This is a genomic window from Synechocystis sp. PCC 7509 (genome assembly GCF_000332075.2).
In the GTDB taxonomy this organism is placed as follows: Bacteria; Cyanobacteriota; Cyanobacteriia; order Cyanobacteriales; family Chroococcidiopsidaceae; genus Aliterella.
This window is the reverse complement of sequence record NZ_KI966369.1, coordinates 135,566-152,976: the sequence shown is the minus strand read 5'-3', so window position 1 is coordinate 152,976 and position 17,411 is coordinate 135,566. Positions and strand designations below refer to the sequence as shown.

The window sequence follows — 17,411 nt, the reverse complement described above, 5'->3', positions numbered from 1 at the left end:
CTAATCGGCGAACACTATGACTCCCACTTCCCGCCTTTATGATGCAATGAATGCCTTCCTGAGTCAATGTGACATTCAGTGGCGCGATATTCGGCACTTAAAAACGCTCTGCTGGATGATGGTCGGCATGATTGAAAGCCAAAACGTTCATCTCAACGGCTTTGGAGTCTATATTAATAGTCGCGCCCAATACGCTCAATCTCACCAGCGACGATTTCGGCGCTGCCTCTCTAATCGTCGCATCGATATTTCTGCCACTCACCAAGTTCTGATGGCACAAGCCTTATCCACATGGGGCAAAAAACGACTGTATTTAAGCTTGGATACGACAATGGTGTGGAACTGTTTCTGCTTGATCTGGGTGGGGGTGGTCTATCGAGGACGCACGGTCGTCGTCGCTTGGCGGATTGTGCCGCAAGCCAGCAGCACTGTCAAATTGTGGGCAATTCAACGGGTGTTGCGACAAGCTGCACGGATCGTTCCGGCAGAAGTAGAGGTCGTTGTCTTGGCAGACAGAGGGTTTGCCGATGGCAAGTTCATGAAATACCTCCGAGAAACCTTGCAGTGGCACTTTCGGATTCGGATTAAACGTTCCTTTCAGTTTCAACTGGACGGTCAATGGCGCAAGGTTGCATCCGTTTCTCTTCCACCCGGTCAAGCCTATTTCACGCCAGCTATTGCCATTGGTAAGACCAGACCTTACGGGGATGTCTATTTAGCCTTTGCCCATGACCGCCAAAGTGGCGAAGATTGGGTGATTGTCAGCGATGAACCGACGACTCTTCAGACCTTTGCCCAATATCGCTTGAGGTTTCAAGTGGAAGAATCATTTTTGGATTTGAAATCGAACGGCTTTAATCTCGAAGCCTCTCGGTTGCGAGACAAGTTTGCCCTCACGCAACTGTGTGGGGTCATTGCTCTGACCACGCTATTTTTAGTTTTACAAGGGACGCAAGTTGTGACCTCTGGAAAGCGTCGATTCGTCGATACTCACTGGAATCGTGGCATGAGTTATCTCAGGCTGGGTTGGAACTGGATTCGTCTTGCCCTGACTCGTCAGTGGGAAATTCAGATTTATCCATGCCTCTCCAGTCTGCCTGACCCCGAACCTGCCTTTGCTTCTAAGCGTCAACAGGAGAACGAGTTTATGCGTGAATTCGTTGTTCTCAGCCGCATTCCAGCTTCTTAGTTTTGTCAGTCAAGCAGGCCCAATTAGATAAGTTAGGTATTTCTGTTAATGCCACTTTGAGTAAGAAAATTAAGCAACGCGACGAGGAAACAGTTTTAGCCGCGATAGCAGCATTGATTGACCAACTGCAACGAGCAGATATTAAAAACCCTGGTGGTTGGTTAGCCCGTGCTATTGAACAAGAATGGACGACCAGCCAGAGCCTTCAGCAACAAGAAAAATCTCGTTATCCAGAAGGTTTTGAACACTGGTATGCCCAAGCGGTTGAATTCGGCTTTGTTCTAGATATTCCTGCCAACTACTTAAGCCTAGACTCCTATCATCAACCAATGGTAAAAATTGACCGACCTGATACCTTTGGTGCGCCTTATACTACAATGACATGGAAAAATGCACAAGAGGAAATGAAATCGTTATAGAAAATAAATACGACATAAAAAGCTAGGCTGTGCGACCGTTGTGTATATTGTGTAATACATAACAGGAGCATAACTAGAGCTTGGTTGCGGATGGGGGCGCGGGTTTGTCTTGTGGCAGCAATCAGAGCATCGACTTCATGAAGGTAGAGGAATTCGCGTTCGCGGCGAGATGCGTTAGGAGGTTTGCGTGGGGGAAGCTTGGTCATAAAGGAATCAACTTTTTACCCGGTCGCTATCTATTGTATTGTCGGAAATGCGTTGATACTGGAAGCCTTTCTCACCAATCAGCTTATGGTCAAAAGAATAGGTAGTAGAACACCCAGCTTGATGAGCAATTGCACCAATTAAGTAGTCAGAGAAATCAGCTTTGCCTACTTTCATGCGAAGCTCGTCGGATGATTTCATCATCCCGACAGACTTCGCGCGCTGTAAAGCTTAATAAACGGCAGAGCGGTTCTCAAACTCCATTACCGGAGTGTTGAACATCCTTATTTAGGGGTTCGACTGATTGAATTGACTGCTGATTTACGATAGTAAATCAATCAAAGTAACCTTGGTTTTAAAGTTAACTGAAATGAAGGAATTTTGATTGTGGATGTAGCGCGTAACTCTCCAGCAGCAAAGGCTGGCTTACGTCCAGGTGACATTATTACTCAGATTAAAGGAGTAATAATTCAAAATGCCGAGCAAGTACAAGACCAAGTAGAAGTAACACCTTTAGGTAATACAATCCCTATCCAAGTACAGAGGGACGGTTCAACTTAAACTCTCACAATTAGACCAGAACAATTACCTTTTACTACCTCTAATTGAAGTAGTAAGAATCATCTCATCACTCATTTAACAGCTATGAATACATCAAATAAATTAAATTCCTATTTACCTGCTCCAACTAAACAAAAATTTGCTGCTATTTTTCGTGTAGTCAGCCGATTTAGTTTTTGGATGCAGTTAGCGCTAGGTGGTTTTTCGGGAATAGTTTTGTTGTTAGCTATTTTTAGTCGTAACTCTGCCACACAAGCAACTAATCCTGCGATTGGATTGGGCATCTTTTTAGGAATTGTAGGAATTTTATTGCTTGCTGTGAGAATTTATTTGGCTTTTCGTTATAGACGTTTAGCCCGGCGCTTGCAAACACCAGATGTAGAAACCCACCCGAAAAGAGAAGACATAGTTCGAGTATTGCAAATTGGGTTAATCATTAGCGCCGTAGGGCTATTATTAGCGTTTTTAGCATCTGAAACAACGGTGATCGCATTACTAGCACGCTCATTAGCAATACCTCAAGGGGTAGCAGTTTATAGACCAGAAAATGTGATTCGTTCGTTAGATATTTTTGTAGTGCTGGCAAATGTAAATTTAATTGGCGCTCATTTGGTAGGGGGTACTACTTCGCTTGGTTTACTTGAATGGTTAGATTGAGATGGCACACTTTCCAAATTCTTCAGATTTATCGTCTATCCTTCATATTGTCGGCGGTAGGTATGGTATCAGCTTCTCTAGAACTGTTACAGCTATCCTAGATTGGAGGTCTGCATTGGTTTATTTGGAATACGAACCCGCGATGCATCTTCACGACGATAATATTCCAAAATGAGTGATCGTTAATCGTAGTGCCATCGAACTTGTTTGAAGGACTTTGCTGAAAGTGTGATGAATTTTTCTTCCATTACCTATTACCAATTGGGTAACGCCGTTTGAAGAAATAACCTCGCAGAAGCTACGATTGCTAAAAAACCATTACTAAATGAAAACCGCAGAAAAACAGATACTTAATCGAGAACGGCAGGAAATCCTGCAACAGTTGGAAGACTGGCTGGAAACCCCAATGCTCGTGCTAGGTTTCGTGTGGTTGGCGCTATTTGTTGTTGAGTTAATCTGGGGCTTGAATCCTTTACTCCAAGCAAGTGGCACGGTTATTTGGATAATTTTTATTCTTGACTTTATCCTCGAATTTACCTTAGCTCCACATAAGCTTACTTATCTTCAACGCAATTGGCTAACAGTTATTTCCTTACCACTACCAGCGCTGCGCCTGTTTAGGTTTGGGCGCGTTTTGCGGGTGCTAAATACGGCACGGGCAGTTCGTGGTATCAGGTTACTACGAGTAATTACACGCACAAATCGGGGGATGCGGGCAATTAGTGCTAGTTTAGGTCGTCGCGGCTTCGGCTACGTTGTAACCACAACCTTAGTCATTACCCTAGTTGGAGCCGCCGGGATGTATGCGTTTGAGAGCAATATTCCTGATGGGCGTGGTCTAAATAACTACGGCACGGCACTGTGGTGGACGGCGATGCTGATGACGACAATGGGTTCGGAATACTGGCCTAGGACTCCAGAAGGGCAGCAATTCTCATTATGACTTTTGACTATTCAGGGCGGTGAGAACGGGGTAAGGTAAGAGAGTCAAAAGCTCACCGAGTCGAAGACGTTGACCCCCAAGAGCAAGTTCGACGGTATCATCAGGTTCTTTCACGAGGTGCTGCAAACGTTACCAGACAAGCGCACGGGGAAAAACAGGCGCTATGGCATGGAAGATGCGGCATTGAGCGCTTTGGGTGTGTTTTTTACGCAAAGTCCCTCGTTCTTATCGTATCAACGGACGATGACAGACACGAAAGGAAGAAGCAACGCCCAGAGCTTGTTTGGGGTGCATCAAATCCCGTGCGACAACCAAATTCGGGATCTGCTTGATGGGGTCGAACCGCAGTGCGTGTTTCCGGTGTTTGAGGAAATTTTGCTCTTGTTGGACGAAGCAGGACGCTTGAGCGAGATGCGGGCGTTTGATGACACGCTGCTAGTGGCAATGGATGGGGTGGAGTACTTCAGTTCCCACACGATTGCGTGTCCCCATTGTTCAACGCAGACTGCCAAAGATGGGACAGTGCGATACTTTCATGCTGCCGTTACTCCGGTCATCGTTAGTCCAGGACGCTCGACGGTGTTGCCCTTAGCGCCGGAGTTCATCGTGCCGCAAGATGGACACGACAAGCAGGATTGTGAGATCGCAGCGGCAAAACGCTGGTTGACGACTCACGCCCAGAAGTATCGGGCGCAGCGAATCACGGTCTTAGGCGATGACCTCTATTGTCACGAGCCGTTCTGTGAAGCCTTGCGGCGCGAATCGTTCCACTTCATTTTGGTCTGCCGTCCTAACTCGCACCAAACCCTGTATGAGCATTTGGACGGCATCGTCTTACCCACAGTCGTCTGCAAACGGTGGACGGGCAAAACTGAGGAAATTTATACTTACCGCTACCTCAATCAAGTGGCCTTGCGCGACGATGACGATGCACTGCTGGTTAATTGGTGTGAAATCACCGTCACCCGTGCCGATGGCAAGCAACTCTATAAAAATGCCTTTGCTACAGACCACTGGATCACCGACCAAACCGTGGCAGCGATTGTGCAATCGGGGCGCACCCGGTGGAAGGTGGAAAACGAAAACAACAACACGCTGAAAACCAAGGGCTACAACCTGGAACACAATTTCGGACATGGCAAACAGCACCTCGCTTCGCTGCTGGCAACCTTCAACCTCCTGTCGCTCCTATTTCATACGCTGCTGGAATTACTCGATCACAAGTACCGCTTGTTGCGTCAACATTTGCCCACCCGCAAGACGTTCTTTGACGATCTGCGTGCCTTGACGCGCTATTTATTGTTCGAGAATTGGGATCATTTGCTCACCTTCATGATTGAAGGACTAGAGTTGGCAGTCCCTCCCAACTCCAGTTGATTTTCCATAATGAGAATTGCTGCCAGAAGGGCAAGTGCTTTGCTTTTGCCTATCGTTGTATGCTTTTGCCGTATTTGGTTACTTAACAGCAGCGATCACTACATTTTTTGTCGGTCGCGATGCGGATGACGAAGAAGCGGAAATAGCCGGGGCTAAATCTCTAGAACTACTGCACGCTGATATTAAAGCTTTACGTTATGAGATTCAGACGCTATCCGAGCGGAAATTAGAACCGTAAATATTTAAAGTTTTTTCGCAGGATATTTATTTAGATGAGGAAACGAGATCGAGCCAGCGAACCAAAACAATTGCTTCCTCAAGAAGGTTTGGTTCGCGCGAGATCGCACTACTGTTTAATTACCCCCTATTTTACATCTTGATTGAACTGGCGACTACTATAAATGTAATGAGAAAATGACGTTAGAACGATTGCTTGATTTCATGGAGTAGTTTGTAGTTACTTAACTGACTTTCTCATTGCCAGTGTGTAGTAATTCTGATAGCAAAGGAGATAGCTCTTTACTCAACCGTCCTGCTTTGACAAATTCAGCGTAGGTATTTGCTTCAATTGCCAGTAGTTCTTCCCGCAATTGGTCTGTTATAAAGCTTTGGAGATTAGGGTATTCCTGTTGTAACTGGTTAATTTCTAATTGGATATCTTCGATACCGTCTTTAAGCAATGCTTCTTGATAACGGTAAAATTCTGGCTCTACACCTGGACGATGGTTTGTTTTCAGATGTTGTAAAACGCGCTCAAGGGCAACTTGACGCGCTACAAATTCCATATACTGCTGGCGTAAGGGCTGATCGCCCGTTAATCTTAGCTTTTGTACTAAAGGTTTGATAGTTAATCCCTGAAATAGCAGAGTAAACAGAACCACGCCGAACACTGTAGCAATAATCTTATCTCGCTCTGGTAGGGCAACGGGTATTAGACGACACTGTTAATGGCGGGTTATGACAGGGTATTGGCGGGTAGGTGAGACAAAGAAGCGATTTTGTAAGATGGACGCTGAATGAACCAAAAGTAGAATCAAAGTCAACCAAAAAGAAAGACACTAGAAAATCTCCCCGCAAAGAGAAAAAGTCTAGTGTCAAGAAAAACTATCCATTTATACCAAAAAAGAGCGTATATGAACGCAAGAGAAATTGGCTTAACACAAGCCAACGCAGCGTGCATCGCTGAAATATCCGAGCGAACGGGTCAACGCATTGAAGCCGGGCAACATCAACCCAATCGTGGTAAAGTCAAAAGTCATAGCAGCACCCAAGATCCATTAGGGGAGGTATGGGACAAAGAACTAGAGCCAATGCTCAAAAAGGAACCTCGGCTCAAACCGATGACCCTGTTTGAATATCTACAAGACACTTATCCAGGCAAATATACCCAAGTCCTGCGAACGATTCAACGACGAGTTCAAACTTGGAAAGCTCTACATGGGCCAAGTCCAGAAGTAATGTTTGAGTTGCGCCATGAACCAGGCATGATGGGACTATCCGACTTTACCCAACTCAAAGGGATGGAGATAACCATTGCTGGCAAGCCGTTTGAGCATTTGCTCTATCACTATCGACTGGCTTATAGCGGCTGGCAATATGCCCAAATTATTCAAGGCGGAGAAAGCTTCATCGCCCTCGCTGAAGGATTGCAAAATGCACTCACAGCATGTGGTGGAGTACCCAAACAACATCGGACAGATAGTCTAAGCGCAGCATATCGAAATCTAGGAGGAAACAAATCCTTAACCCGTCTGTACGATGATCTGTGCGACCATTACCGAATGCAGCCAACCCGCAACAATACAAGCGTTGCCCATGAAAATGGGGCAATTGAATCTCCCCACGGGCATCTCAAAAATCGGATTAAACAAGCAATTTACTTGCGTGGTAGTAATGATTTCCAAAGCCTGGAGAAATATCGATTACTGATTGAAGGCGCGGTTGCCAAACTCAATCAGCGGTGTCAACAGAAGTATGAGCAGGAAAAACCCCATCTCCAATCATTACCAAAATATCGCATTCCTGACTATGAAATTTTAACCGCTTGCGTCAGCACCAGAAGCACGGTTGAAGTTCGGTGCATTCTTTATACAGTGCCATCCCGATTGATTGGACGACAATTAGAATTACACCTTTATCACGACCGAATTTTAGGCTATTTGGGTACGCAATTAGTAGTCGAGCTACCACGACTGCGGGTGACTGATCCCGATAAACGACGGGGGCGGTGCATTAACTACAGACATATAATTGAAGGTTTGCGCCGCAAGCCCAGAGCCTTTATTTACTGCACCTGGCAACAAGACTTACTACCCACTCCAGCATTTCGAGAACGATGGTTAGAATTGACTGCTCAATTTGATTTAGATACGGCAGCCGTGTTGATGGTCGAAGCCCTGTATATTGCCGCCATCCAAAACCAAGAAGCGGCTGTCGCTGACTATTTAGAACGAGAATTAAAAGCTCAAACCCTAACTCTAAAAAGACTCCAACAGCAATTTCGGCAGCATTGTCTTGAAAGTTTTCCACAATTGACCGTTACACAACACGATCTCTCTAGCTATGACCAACTCATTGAGTCCAAACCCCACGGGCATAATCCCCAGTCCGATTTCCCCAATAATAGCCCCCAGTCCTCACCAGCAGCTAATTCTTTACCTCAAGCAACTCAAACTGACTCATATGCTCGCTCACTGGGAATCATTGGAACACCAGGCTATACAGGAGCAATGGTCTTATGCCAAATTCTTACTAGCATTATGCGAACAAGAAACACATCGCCGCAACGCGCTCCGGTTGCAACGGACCCTCGCCGAAGCTCAACTTCCCACCGCAAAAAGTTTTTCCAACTTTGATTTTAGGCATTGCCCTCAGTTCAATCCTGCACCGCTAATGCAGTTGGCTGAAGATCCTGCTTGGTTGGAGCGGGCTGGAAATTGTCTAATTTTTGGTCCCTCTGGAGTAGGGAAGACTCATCTGGCTGCTGGTTTAACTCGTCGGATGGTGGAGTTGGGCAAGCGGGCTAAGTTCTTTGCGGCTAATGCTCTAGTCCAAGAGTTGCAGCACGCTAAACTGCAATTGCAACTGCCAGCTTTACTCAGAAAGCTCGACCGCTTCGACTTGCTGGTGCTTGACGATCTGGGCTATGTCAAAAAGTCTGAGGCGGAAACTTCGGTCTTGTTTGAGTTGATTGCTCATCGCTATGAGCGCAAAAGTCTTCTCATCACTGCTAATCAGCCTTTCAGTCAGTGGGATACGATTTTTTCCGATTCAATGATGACGGTTGCTGCTGTAGACCGCTTAGTTCATCATGGCACGATCTTTGAGATTAAGTCTGACAGCTACCGTCGTCAGGCTGCTACTAATCGCTCGAATAATTCTCAATCATCCTAACCGAGCTATTTTTTATGTTTCTATTCGCAAGCGATCTGTAGTTGTCGTTTCGATCTGAACTTCCTTTTCGCGTCAACTAACCGACAATACTCTGTCGCGACACGTTAAAACACTTGACATTTAACAAACGGGTACGCTCAATGCCAAGGCAATAGAAACAGAACCGCGCAAACCTCCCCACCAAAGTATAGTTTGCTCGGATAACCCAATTTCAGGTTTGACAAAGTAATTGCTGATACTGCTGAGGGTATAAATAGAGATCGCCCGCATCAAAATCATTGCTATAACTGTCACGCTAATAATTACTATGTTGTCTCCCAGTGTGGAAAAATGAACTTGGTCCCCAATGAGCAGAAACATAATCGAGTTGACGAAAAACGCTAGAAATTCCCAGAACTCGCTGACAATAATCCGAGTGCGGGGATTCATGCCGATGCGAGAACCAAAGTTACCTAGTATCAAACTCGTGGTCACCACCCCAATTACTCCAGAACCACCTAAATCTTCAATAATTAAGTAAGTACCGTAAGCAGCAACTAACGTTAACGACTGTTCCACCAAGGGCAAATCAAATCTTTGCGTAAAGTAGGAGATGCCATATCCAATTAAGCTCCCCATTGCTACGCCAATTCCTATAACGGTCAACAATTGCCCCACAATTGGTTGAAATGCTAATTCAGCCTTTCCTAAAGGTAGTGCCACCAAAAAACCAAAGGCAACCACCGCCATCCCGTCGTTAAATAAGCTTTCACCTTCCATTAGTGTAGTCAGACGACTACCTACACCCAATTCTCGAAACAAAGCTGTGACCGAAACTGGATCGGTCGCAGATAAAATAGCTCCTACGAGTAAAGCCGTAGTTAGTGATAGTCCTGCCAGTTGATTTAGACTAAGTGCCATCCCCACAATCGAAACAACGACTCCCACAACGGCGTAGAGGCAAATCGGTACTAAGCTTTGCTTCAAGTCCGACCATTTCACATTCCAGGCAGCTTCAAATAGTAACGGTGGCAGAAAAATTGATAGGATTAAGCTGGGGGAAAGTTCTACTAGGCGAACATCAACAAACGCCAACCCTAAGCCGACAATTACAAGTAGTAAGGTGTAAGGAATTTGGCGAAACCAGCTAAATATTTGTGGCAGCGTTGCTACGCTTAAAGAGACTGCCAGTACCAAAAGAAACTGCTTTAAGTTTGTTTCAATTGCTACTTCGCCTATTGCTGATTCAAGTACCATACTCTAAACCTTAGTGAACTTTAAAGATTGATTATAATCAGACCATTGCTAGAGGACGACTACCTAGAGATATGATCACTTTTAAAAAATAGCAGTTAGCTATTAGATTCTTTAGGAGTAAGAGTTTTGCTAAACAACATTTAAGGGTAGCGCTTAATCTGCTATTAATTTAAGCCAAACCGATAACTATGTCAGTCATCTTTTCTGACGCGCAAAAACTAGATTATATTTTCAGCCAATTTTTTGGTTCTGGTTTTATTTGAACTTGCCTTGAGATAGATTTTAATTGCTAGTTATAAACAGAGCATGATATCTTTTGCAAAAATTAAGTGGAGACCCGATCCAAACCCAAAATAATGATAATAAGTAGCTTGTTTCTGCTTCAAGCATGGATAAGATTAAGTTATAATTGATCTAGTTGCTTTTCTATATAATTAATTTTGTTTTTGCTTTATCTATGAATGTTAAAACCTTTAATAAAGTTCCCTTACTGCCTTTAGTGTTACTCTGGCTAACTTATACGGTACTGGGATGGTATCTATCTGCTCATCATATTGTTTGGCTTGTTGGAGCTTTTATAATAGTTTTCGCATTAGCAGTGGGTTGGAACAGTAGCTATTGGTTAGAGCGGTTGGTTGAATTTATTTCTCAAAAGCTCGTTACAGTTTTAATTGTAAGTTTAGTTATAACTATATTAGTAGCTTTAGCAACAACTTGGTCAATATTTTTAAAACTTATTTTGTTGCCCTTGGGAACTGTATTTTTAGCTGAAATTGAAATGTGTTTCGCTGGCTTCAGTAGACTAAATAGATTTTTAATGTTAACAATCTTAACTGGATCGGGTCTAGGGTTAGGAGAAATAATAGACATTTTATTTTTTCCTAGTATGAGATTTTAACTAATAAGCATTGCCCTAATAGACAAAAGTTATATTTATTTCTCTCCCAGGAAACAATTTTAGCGAAGGATTTAGTAGCAAGGTTAAACTCTATTGCTTGCACTTTTCGATTACACAGTAACAACATTAAAGTTGGGTTAGTTTGAATAACACCGATACCGATGAGAGGATTTTTCCGCGATCACTCGATTGCCATCTAAAGAGCTTTCAAAACTGCCTGATATTGCTTTTCAATATCTTTTTTGTCCCATTCTTCAGAAACTGCGTCGTTACTGTCCCGTTGAATCATTTCGGCATGGCGGCGTAGCGCCTCGCGGTCTTTCGGGTTTTGAGTATAACGAGCAATAGTTGTGATTGCCTCCAGTAGACGAATAGTTACAGCCACATCAGAATTACTATATTGTCGAATTTGGTTAAAGGCAGCATTAATTAGCCCTACAAACGTCACTGGCTGGGTAATAATCCGCAGGTTGCCCAAGTCATCGTAGCGATAAGGGGAAGGAAAATCCCGCCCTGCGAGGTAAGATAATCCCGCACTCAATCTGTCGATACACCGAATTGCAGTAAATGGATCGTTAATTCCCGGAGAAATTGCCCGCAGGGCAACTTCAACTAACTGATGGATGGGAAACTCTATATCCTGTTGTTCGGTGCGTTCTGTACCCAGAATAAAGACATCTCGAAACTTTTTGGCAAATTTTTGATTTACCCGTCCGCCAGGATAAACCATCATTAACTCGCTACCTTTGACGATAAACTTGCCTGGTCGAAATTCTAGGCGCACTATCAACTCTTGCTGGGAGGTAATCTGCATTAACTTCTCATCATCAATTACTTGTAGATAACCGCTCTTAGTTGCCTTAATCGGGTAAGCATCTTCGTCAAAATTCGCTGGAATTTCTGCCACTTGCCGTCCTGATTGGGATAAGCCTCGTCCGATTTTTTCAGGAAATAATCGATCTGTAGCGCGGTCAAGCTCGGCACTGACTTCACTAATAATGTGAGATGCTTGAATTATAGTGGAGGCGTGATGGATAAAGTAGATTAGCAAACTAATACTAACGATCGCTAACGCTAAGGCTACCGTCACCGAGAGTTGAGGGATAAAGGAGTTGTAATCATCTCCGTCTCCCCGTACTGTCCGCAGAACAAGCAAGCAGTAGATAAACGTGCCAATAAATGTCCCCAGTACCACTTGATTACTAACGTCCTTCATAAAGTTACGCAGTAAGCGGGGACCAAAATTGGAAGCAGCTAGTTGGAGCGCCACAATTGTAATTGAGAAAACAGTACCCGCAACAGTAATCGTCGAACTAACGATGGCAGCAAGCATTGCCCGCGCACCGTCGGTGCTGCCAGTGTAAATCCAGCCCCAGTTTTTTAAGACTCCATAATTGCCCTGTCGGTCGAGCGTCAACATCATAACAGCTAGGGCGATCGCGCTTACCACAATAAGTGCTGGTACGAACAAATAGCTCGATTGGAGCGAGTCCCAAAGTTTAGTGATTTTAACGTTTTTCATTTGCGATCGCCCGTAGTTAGATTTTGGCTATCACTGTCACTACCGTTTTTCGAGGCACTCTTTTCAGCTAGCTTCTTGAGTGAACCGCTAATACTGCGTGATAATGGTACTTTTTTATTGCCTGCGGGCCAACCTTCGCGTTGACGAGCGCGATCGCCATCTGTTTCTTCTGTTTGGTCATGGAATAAAATTTGCCTGGTAGGATAAGGCAAGTCGATACCATTTTCCACATAGAGCTTTTGCTTGATGGCAGAAATTACCTTGTCCCGCGACTTGAGATCGTCTATCCTTCTGGGGGGCTTAATCCACCAACGAGCGCGGATGTTGACGCTACTTTCACCTAGTTCCAGCAACAAAACATCGGGAGCGGGATCTTTCAAAATATCATCTATGCTATCAATTGTTTCTAGCATCAACCGCTTTGCTTCTTCAACATCGTCACCATAACCGATGCCAAAATCGTATTCCATCCGACGACTATCATAGGCAGTATTAACAGTTACCGAATTTGTAAATAATTCGGAGTTGGGAATAACGATCCGGCGACCATCGTAGGTTTTGATTGTTGTTGCCCGTGTTTGAATATTTTCTACTGTTCCCTCAAAGTCCTTAAAAACGATTTGGTCGTCAATCTGGAAAGGTTCAGTTAATAAAATCAGGATACCTGCTAGAAAGTTTTGCAAAATATCGCGAAAAGCGAAACCAATTGCTACCCCACTAATACCCAGCAGTTGGATTAAATCTCCTGCTTTAAATGTTGGGATAATAATTGATAGCGCGACGAACAAACCAATCAAAATAACGACTCCTTGAGCCAATCGCCCCAGCACCATACCTAGATTTCTTGCTTGCCGATGCCTACGGGTGATGCGTTTTACTAATAACTTTAGCCATCGAGCGGCGAAGAAAAATAGGATGAAAACAACAAGCGCCAATACAATGTTTGGTAGCGCAATAATCAGTCCATTTATCATTCCCCCAATCTTATTCCATGCTGCTGTTATTGCTGACTGAATATTCATAGCCGTCGCCTAATGCCTATCATTTATATTTTGAACCTTAAACCTTAAAAGGGTGACTTTTACACTTCTATAGGTGTATCTTCATAAGTATCAAAATTTTATTTACACTGATAAAATGACGTTAACTTTAATGGATAAACGCCGAGTTAAAACCTACCTACAGTTAGGAAAGTATAATTCCTAAATAGCAGAAAAATATAATTTTCAATGCTTGGGACACAGCCTATATCAGGTTGATGACGTTCAAATTCAAACAATATTTTATCTAAACGCTTGAAGCGGACTAATGCTGAGAATTATTTTTTAAATTATCAACACCATTTTCAATTGGGAGTGGCGGAAATCCGACAATATTATAAGTCGTCGTCGCGATTCTAATTCCAACTGCATCGAAACCTTTGAGCAAGTCGCGGCTGATAGTATCTTTGAGATCGCGAATTCCATGTTCTCTAACGACAAAGCGGACAGTCAGTTCTAGCCAGTTGTTAGTAATCCGATAATAGACCTTTGGTGTCAAATCGGCGGCATGGAGAAAATAACGATCTCGCATCACCCGCAATGATTCTTGACTCATCTGATTAATATTTTCCGTATGACGAGTAGCGCATTCTAACAAAATTTGTTCGGCGACTTCGCGATCGGCGCTGTAAGAAATGGGAATGCTGATTTCCTCCCAAAGATAAGGAAAATCTTGGGTATAGTTGTAAACTGGCTGCTCAAAAATCTTGTCATTGGTGACAGTAACAATTCTGCCAGTAAATTGACGGCTTTTGACCCAACTAGGGGAAATCGGATCTTGCAGTGAAACGGGCTGTCCCATTTCCATAATTTTGGTATGGGTAAAACCTAGCGCAATCACATCGCCGCGCACACCACCCATAGTAATGCGATCGCCGACGCTAAAAATATTACTCCGCAGAATCAAAAAGTAACCCGCGACCGCCGTAATTACTTTTTGTAGAGCAAAAGCTACACCTGCTGTTACTAATCCGATCGCCGTAGCGAGTCGATTGGGATTGTCAAACCAAATTTTTAGCAGCCCCAATATCAAAAGTACGGCGATGAATAAGTTTAACCCTTGCCCCGCCCAGAACCAAGTCCGCCCGTTGTAGCGATCTCGTAGCGATTCTCCAATCAAAGCATTAGCTATACGACGCAGCAGCCAAAGTACAATTAGGAAGGCTATAGTAATTAATATTTTTAGCCCAATTTCGGTATTAAAGCTAATAAAACTTAAAATTTGCTCCAACTTTTGACTCCCCTGTTAGCTACGGTAAATAACATACATCCCACCCATGTAGAGTGATATCAGCGCCAGTCCATCCCAAGTAATGTATATTCTTGTAGGGCGAGCAGCGCGGTAAATTAACCCAACAACGGCAACTGAAGTCATTACCATTGCTACTACTGCGGTGAAAATATGCACCCCAGAGATATTTGCCCACAGATTGCCTGGATACACCAGATCGCAGATACCCAAAATTGCGATGTTAAAAATATTGGAACCAAATAGGTTAGAAACTGCCAAATCTAAAGCAGATACCAAGCTACTTTTTTCTGATTGCACGAAATTGCGCTCGCTGCCAGCCCAATCATAAGTATTGTCACACCGAAGACTGAAGTATCTTGAAAACGGACATTCATCAGCGATTGTCTCCAATACGTTACTTCGCCCGTAACTTACCACTTAAATGAATTAAAGTTGTGTACCTTCTAAAAAATATGAACGGTTAAATATAAGACGCTAATTTTTTTCAAATTTTTAACCCTCACCAGACAGATATTCGACAGTTGTTCTTGCAGCTAAAGCTTTAGTGAGACATTTAAGCACGACCTCCCATAAAGCCCATAATGCCTTAGAACTTCAAAACAAAATTAGCATAACCTAGCTATGATCGCCTTAGTCTCCTTAGATCAGCTTACTTTAACAAATTGACTTAAATGGAAGATTCCTTACCGATTATGGTTCTGATTAGTACAACCGTAGTGGTTGGTATTGGTGGTCAGGTTTTAGCCAGATGGCTTCAGATCCCCAGTATTATTTTGCTGCTGCTGTTTGGCATTGTTCTAGGCTCTAGTGGTCTAGGTTTACTAGAGCCATCGTTTCTAGGTAGCGGCTTAGAAGTCATTGTCTCTCTAGCGATCTCCTTAATTTTATTTGAGGGAGGGCTAAACTTACAGATTCGCGATCTTAGCAGCGTCTCAGTTAGCCTCCGCAATCTCGTCACCATTGGGGTGCTGATCACGTTATCCGGCGGGGCGATCGCTGCCCATACGTTGAGCAAGTTTCCCTGGGCAATCGCCTTTCTCTACGCCTCTTTAGTGGTTGTCACAGGTCCAACGGTTGTGACACCCTTGCTGAAGTTGGTTGGGGTTGAACAGAGGGTCGCAACGCTATTAGAAGGCGAAGGGATTCTAATTGATCCGATTGGGGCGATCGTGGCAGTGATTACCCTCACGATTGTTTTGAGTCGGCATGAGGTGCCTTTAGTTCTGGTTGGAACGGCGATACCCTTGCTGCTGCTGAAAGGATTGGGGCTGAGGCTAGGGATTGGCACGGCGATTGGACTGGTTGGGGGCGGCTTACTAAGCTTGTTGCTAAGACAATCCAAATCTTTGCCGCAAGAATTGAAAAATCTAGTCGTACTCGCGGCAGTGTGGGGGGCTTTCAGTCTAGCACAAGCCCTACGAAGCGAATCAGGGCTATTAGTTGCTGTTTTGATGGGTATGATCTTGCGGGCATCTGCAATTCCCGAAGAACGTTTGATCCGGCAGTTTAATGAACAGTTGGGAATTCTGGCAAATTCGGTACTGTTTGTTTTGTTAGCGGCTGATTTGTCGATCACCAACATCTTTGATTTAGGTTGGGGAAGCGTCCTGACGGTGCTAACACTAATGCTCATTGTGCGCCCCATCAACATTCTGCTATCAACTTGGAATCGGGGCTTTAGCTGGAAACAGCAATTCTTTTTGTCTTGGATTGCCCCCCGTGGTATTGTCGCCGCATCAATGGCATCCTTATCTGCACTTTCCCTCACAGAAGCAGGCATCGTAGGAGGTGAGGCAATGAAAGCGCTCGTCTTTCTCACCATCCTAATGACAGTTTTGATTCAAGGACTTACCGCAGGCTGGGTTGCCCGGTGGCTAGGATTGCAGACAAGGCAGGTCAGAACTGCGATCGTGGGGAATACTCAGTTGAGTCAACTGCTAGCCCAGTTACTTCAACAGAAAGGAGAAACAGTGGCATTGATTGACCTCAATGCTGATGATGCTAATCCAGTTCAGCTAGATGACATTCCTGTAATCAGCAAATACTTAGATTTAGAGGAACTAGAAGCAGAAGGGATCGCATCATTGAACACCTTTTTGGCGCTGACTAACAATCCAGAACTCAACGGCATCTTGGCGCAACGAGCCGTAGAATTGTTTCGCCCAGACATCGTTGCGATGTTATCTCAGCCGCCATTGAACAGTAGAGATAATTCAAGCGTTGCGGCAACGGGAATTCGGATTGCGTTTGCTGCTCAAGTTTCCCTCAATCAGTGGAATCAGTCTTTTGCTGCAAACAACGTGCAACTCGTTGAGGTTGTGTTGCAACTGGAAAACTTTGCCGCCCAGCAGTCTGAGTTGCAAGCTTGTATTGCCGCAGGCAGTTGGCTACCGCTTTTGGTCGAGCGTGACCAGCAGTTGCAAATCCTGCTAGTCGATGAACTGTGGCAGGTGGGCGATCGCATCACTTGTTTACTAGATAAATCTTCATCCTCCCCTGTGCCGACACTGAGCCAGAGCCACTCAAAAATCTTACTTTTACCGGATCAAGTTCCACTAAAACCAGTTTTGCTGCAAACAACGTGATTATTTAGGATATGCAATGCGCTTGTGGTAAAACTGCTACCAGACCTGCACAAAATGTGGAAAATTTGAGCCAGTTCCTGCCGCGTTAGTCCTGAATCAACTAACTGCTGATCTTGCCAGTGGGCTTTCAAAATC

Annotated in this window: 17 protein-coding genes and 1 pseudogene; 11 read left to right on the top strand and 7 right to left on the bottom strand. The window is 44.3% G+C overall.

What is annotated here, in order from left to right:
- Positions 1 to 16 precede the first annotated feature (16 nt).
- Complete coding sequence (locus SYN7509_RS0223650) at positions 17 to 1,189, top strand: transposase (protein ID WP_028954128.1); 1,173 nt, start codon at positions 17 to 19, stop codon at positions 1,187 to 1,189.
- A gap of 2 nt (positions 1,190 to 1,191) precedes the next feature.
- Positions 1,192 to 1,608 carry a hypothetical protein gene (locus SYN7509_RS0223645; RefSeq protein WP_009629909.1) on the top strand — a complete coding sequence of 139 codons (417 nt, stop codon included), beginning with the start codon at positions 1,192 to 1,194 and terminating at the stop codon, positions 1,606 to 1,608.
- Between the two features lie 213 nt (positions 1,609 to 1,821).
- Here SYN7509_RS0223645 and SYN7509_RS30545 read toward each other — a convergent pair whose 3' ends face one another.
- Positions 1,822 to 2,016, bottom strand: coding sequence for a PIN domain-containing protein (locus SYN7509_RS30545; RefSeq protein ID WP_202807379.1), 195 nt, complete (start codon positions 2,014 to 2,016; stop codon positions 1,822 to 1,824).
- Positions 2,017 to 2,193: 177 nt separating this feature from the next.
- On the opposite strand from SYN7509_RS30545, the gene SYN7509_RS30540 reads away from it, so the two are divergent.
- The 5 genes from SYN7509_RS30540 to SYN7509_RS0223615 all read left to right on the top strand — a co-directional run bounded on the left by SYN7509_RS30540 (position 2,194) and on the right by SYN7509_RS0223615 (position 5,588).
- Entirely contained in the window at positions 2,194 to 2,373 is a 180-nt protein-coding gene (locus tag SYN7509_RS30540) for a PDZ domain-containing protein (protein WP_071994220.1), read from the top strand.
- 84 nt (positions 2,374 to 2,457) lie between these two features.
- Complete coding sequence (locus SYN7509_RS0223630) at positions 2,458 to 3,030, top strand: DUF3611 family protein (protein WP_009629913.1); 573 nt, start codon at positions 2,458 to 2,460, stop codon at positions 3,028 to 3,030.
- Between the two features lie 325 nt (positions 3,031 to 3,355).
- Positions 3,356 to 3,973 carry an ion transporter gene (locus tag SYN7509_RS0223625; protein ID WP_009629914.1) on the top strand — a complete coding sequence of 206 codons (618 nt, stop codon included), beginning with the start codon at positions 3,356 to 3,358 and terminating at the stop codon, positions 3,971 to 3,973.
- Positions 3,974 to 4,069: 96 nt separating this feature from the next.
- Positions 4,070 to 5,350 carry a hypothetical protein gene (locus tag SYN7509_RS0223620; RefSeq protein ID WP_028954569.1) on the top strand — a complete coding sequence of 427 codons (1,281 nt, stop codon included), beginning with the start codon at positions 4,070 to 4,072 and terminating at the stop codon, positions 5,348 to 5,350.
- Between the two features lie 34 nt (positions 5,351 to 5,384).
- Complete coding sequence (locus SYN7509_RS0223615; RefSeq protein WP_009629850.1) at positions 5,385 to 5,588, top strand: hypothetical protein; 204 nt, start codon at positions 5,385 to 5,387, stop codon at positions 5,586 to 5,588.
- A gap of 223 nt (positions 5,589 to 5,811) precedes the next feature.
- Here SYN7509_RS0223615 and SYN7509_RS0223610 read toward each other — a convergent pair whose 3' ends face one another.
- Positions 5,812 to 6,231, bottom strand: coding sequence for a cation:proton antiporter (locus SYN7509_RS0223610; protein WP_009629849.1), 420 nt, complete (start codon positions 6,229 to 6,231; stop codon positions 5,812 to 5,814).
- Positions 6,232 to 6,483: 252 nt separating this feature from the next.
- On the opposite strand from SYN7509_RS0223610, the pseudogene istA reads away from it, so the two are divergent.
- Positions 6,484 to 7,533: pseudogene (gene istA / locus SYN7509_RS31860) on the top strand (IS21 family transposase); the annotation flags it as partial.
- 466 nt (positions 7,534 to 7,999) lie between these two features.
- Positions 8,000 to 8,743, top strand: a complete 744-nt coding sequence (gene istB / locus SYN7509_RS0223600; protein WP_227501584.1) for an IS21-like element helper ATPase IstB — start codon at positions 8,000 to 8,002, stop codon at positions 8,741 to 8,743.
- A gap of 120 nt (positions 8,744 to 8,863) precedes the next feature.
- On the opposite strand, the gene SYN7509_RS27170 is transcribed toward istB, so the two are convergent.
- Positions 8,864 to 9,979 carry a cation:proton antiporter gene (locus tag SYN7509_RS27170; protein ID WP_009630400.1) on the bottom strand — a complete coding sequence of 372 codons (1,116 nt, stop codon included), beginning with the start codon at positions 9,977 to 9,979 and terminating at the stop codon, positions 8,864 to 8,866.
- Between the two features lie 457 nt (positions 9,980 to 10,436).
- On the opposite strand from SYN7509_RS27170, the gene SYN7509_RS0223590 reads away from it, so the two are divergent.
- Positions 10,437 to 10,877, top strand: a complete 441-nt coding sequence (locus tag SYN7509_RS0223590) for a hypothetical protein (protein ID WP_009630401.1) — start codon at positions 10,437 to 10,439, stop codon at positions 10,875 to 10,877.
- A gap of 196 nt (positions 10,878 to 11,073) precedes the next feature.
- Here the strand turns inward: SYN7509_RS0223590 and SYN7509_RS0223585 are convergent, their stop codons facing one another.
- The 4 genes from SYN7509_RS0223585 to SYN7509_RS0223570 all read right to left on the bottom strand — a co-directional run bounded on the left by SYN7509_RS0223585 (position 11,074) and on the right by SYN7509_RS0223570 (position 14,988).
- Positions 11,074 to 12,399, bottom strand: coding sequence for a DUF2254 domain-containing protein (locus tag SYN7509_RS0223585; protein WP_009630402.1), 1,326 nt, complete (start codon positions 12,397 to 12,399; stop codon positions 11,074 to 11,076).
- On the bottom strand, positions 12,396 to 13,421 hold the full coding sequence (locus SYN7509_RS0223580; RefSeq protein WP_009630403.1) for a mechanosensitive ion channel family protein: 1,026 nt from the start codon (positions 13,419 to 13,421) through the stop codon (positions 12,396 to 12,398). The genes SYN7509_RS0223585 and SYN7509_RS0223580 overlap by 4 nt, the downstream gene beginning before the upstream one ends.
- A 283-nt stretch (positions 13,422 to 13,704) precedes the next feature.
- Complete coding sequence (locus SYN7509_RS0223575) at positions 13,705 to 14,670, bottom strand: mechanosensitive ion channel family protein (protein ID WP_009630404.1); 966 nt, start codon at positions 14,668 to 14,670, stop codon at positions 13,705 to 13,707.
- 15 nt (positions 14,671 to 14,685) lie between these two features.
- Positions 14,686 to 14,988 (bottom strand): Sodium/calcium exchanger protein, encoded by a 303-nt coding sequence (locus SYN7509_RS0223570; RefSeq protein ID WP_009630405.1) that lies wholly within the window; start codon positions 14,986 to 14,988, stop codon positions 14,686 to 14,688.
- A 374-nt stretch (positions 14,989 to 15,362) separates the two neighbouring features.
- On the opposite strand from SYN7509_RS0223570, the gene SYN7509_RS0223565 reads away from it, so the two are divergent.
- Complete coding sequence (locus SYN7509_RS0223565; protein ID WP_009630406.1) at positions 15,363 to 17,276, top strand: cation:proton antiporter; 1,914 nt, start codon at positions 15,363 to 15,365, stop codon at positions 17,274 to 17,276.
- Positions 17,277 to 17,411 lie beyond the last annotated feature (135 nt).

Excerpts from the sequence above, each read along its gene's own strand:
- SYN7509_RS0223650 (WP_028954128.1), top strand. The coding sequence starts at position 17 with ATGACTCCCACTTCCCGCCTTTATGATGCAATGAATGCCTTCCTGAGT.
- SYN7509_RS30545 (WP_202807379.1), bottom strand. The coding sequence starts at position 2,016 with ATGATGAAATCATCCGACGAGCTTCGCATGAAAGTAGGCAAAGCTGAT.
- SYN7509_RS0223630 (WP_009629913.1), top strand. The coding sequence starts at position 2,458 with ATGAATACATCAAATAAATTAAATTCCTATTTACCTGCTCCAACTAAA.
- SYN7509_RS0223625 (WP_009629914.1), top strand. The coding sequence starts at position 3,356 with ATGAAAACCGCAGAAAAACAGATACTTAATCGAGAACGGCAGGAAATC.
- SYN7509_RS27170 (WP_009630400.1), bottom strand. The coding sequence starts at position 9,979 with ATGGTACTTGAATCAGCAATAGGCGAAGTAGCAATTGAAACAAACTTA.
- SYN7509_RS0223590 (WP_009630401.1), top strand. The coding sequence starts at position 10,437 with ATGAATGTTAAAACCTTTAATAAAGTTCCCTTACTGCCTTTAGTGTTA.
- SYN7509_RS0223585 (WP_009630402.1), bottom strand. The coding sequence starts at position 12,399 with ATGAAAAACGTTAAAATCACTAAACTTTGGGACTCGCTCCAATCGAGC.
- SYN7509_RS0223580 (WP_009630403.1), bottom strand. The coding sequence starts at position 13,421 with ATGAATATTCAGTCAGCAATAACAGCAGCATGGAATAAGATTGGGGGA.
- SYN7509_RS0223565 (WP_009630406.1), top strand. The coding sequence starts at position 15,363 with ATGGAAGATTCCTTACCGATTATGGTTCTGATTAGTACAACCGTAGTG.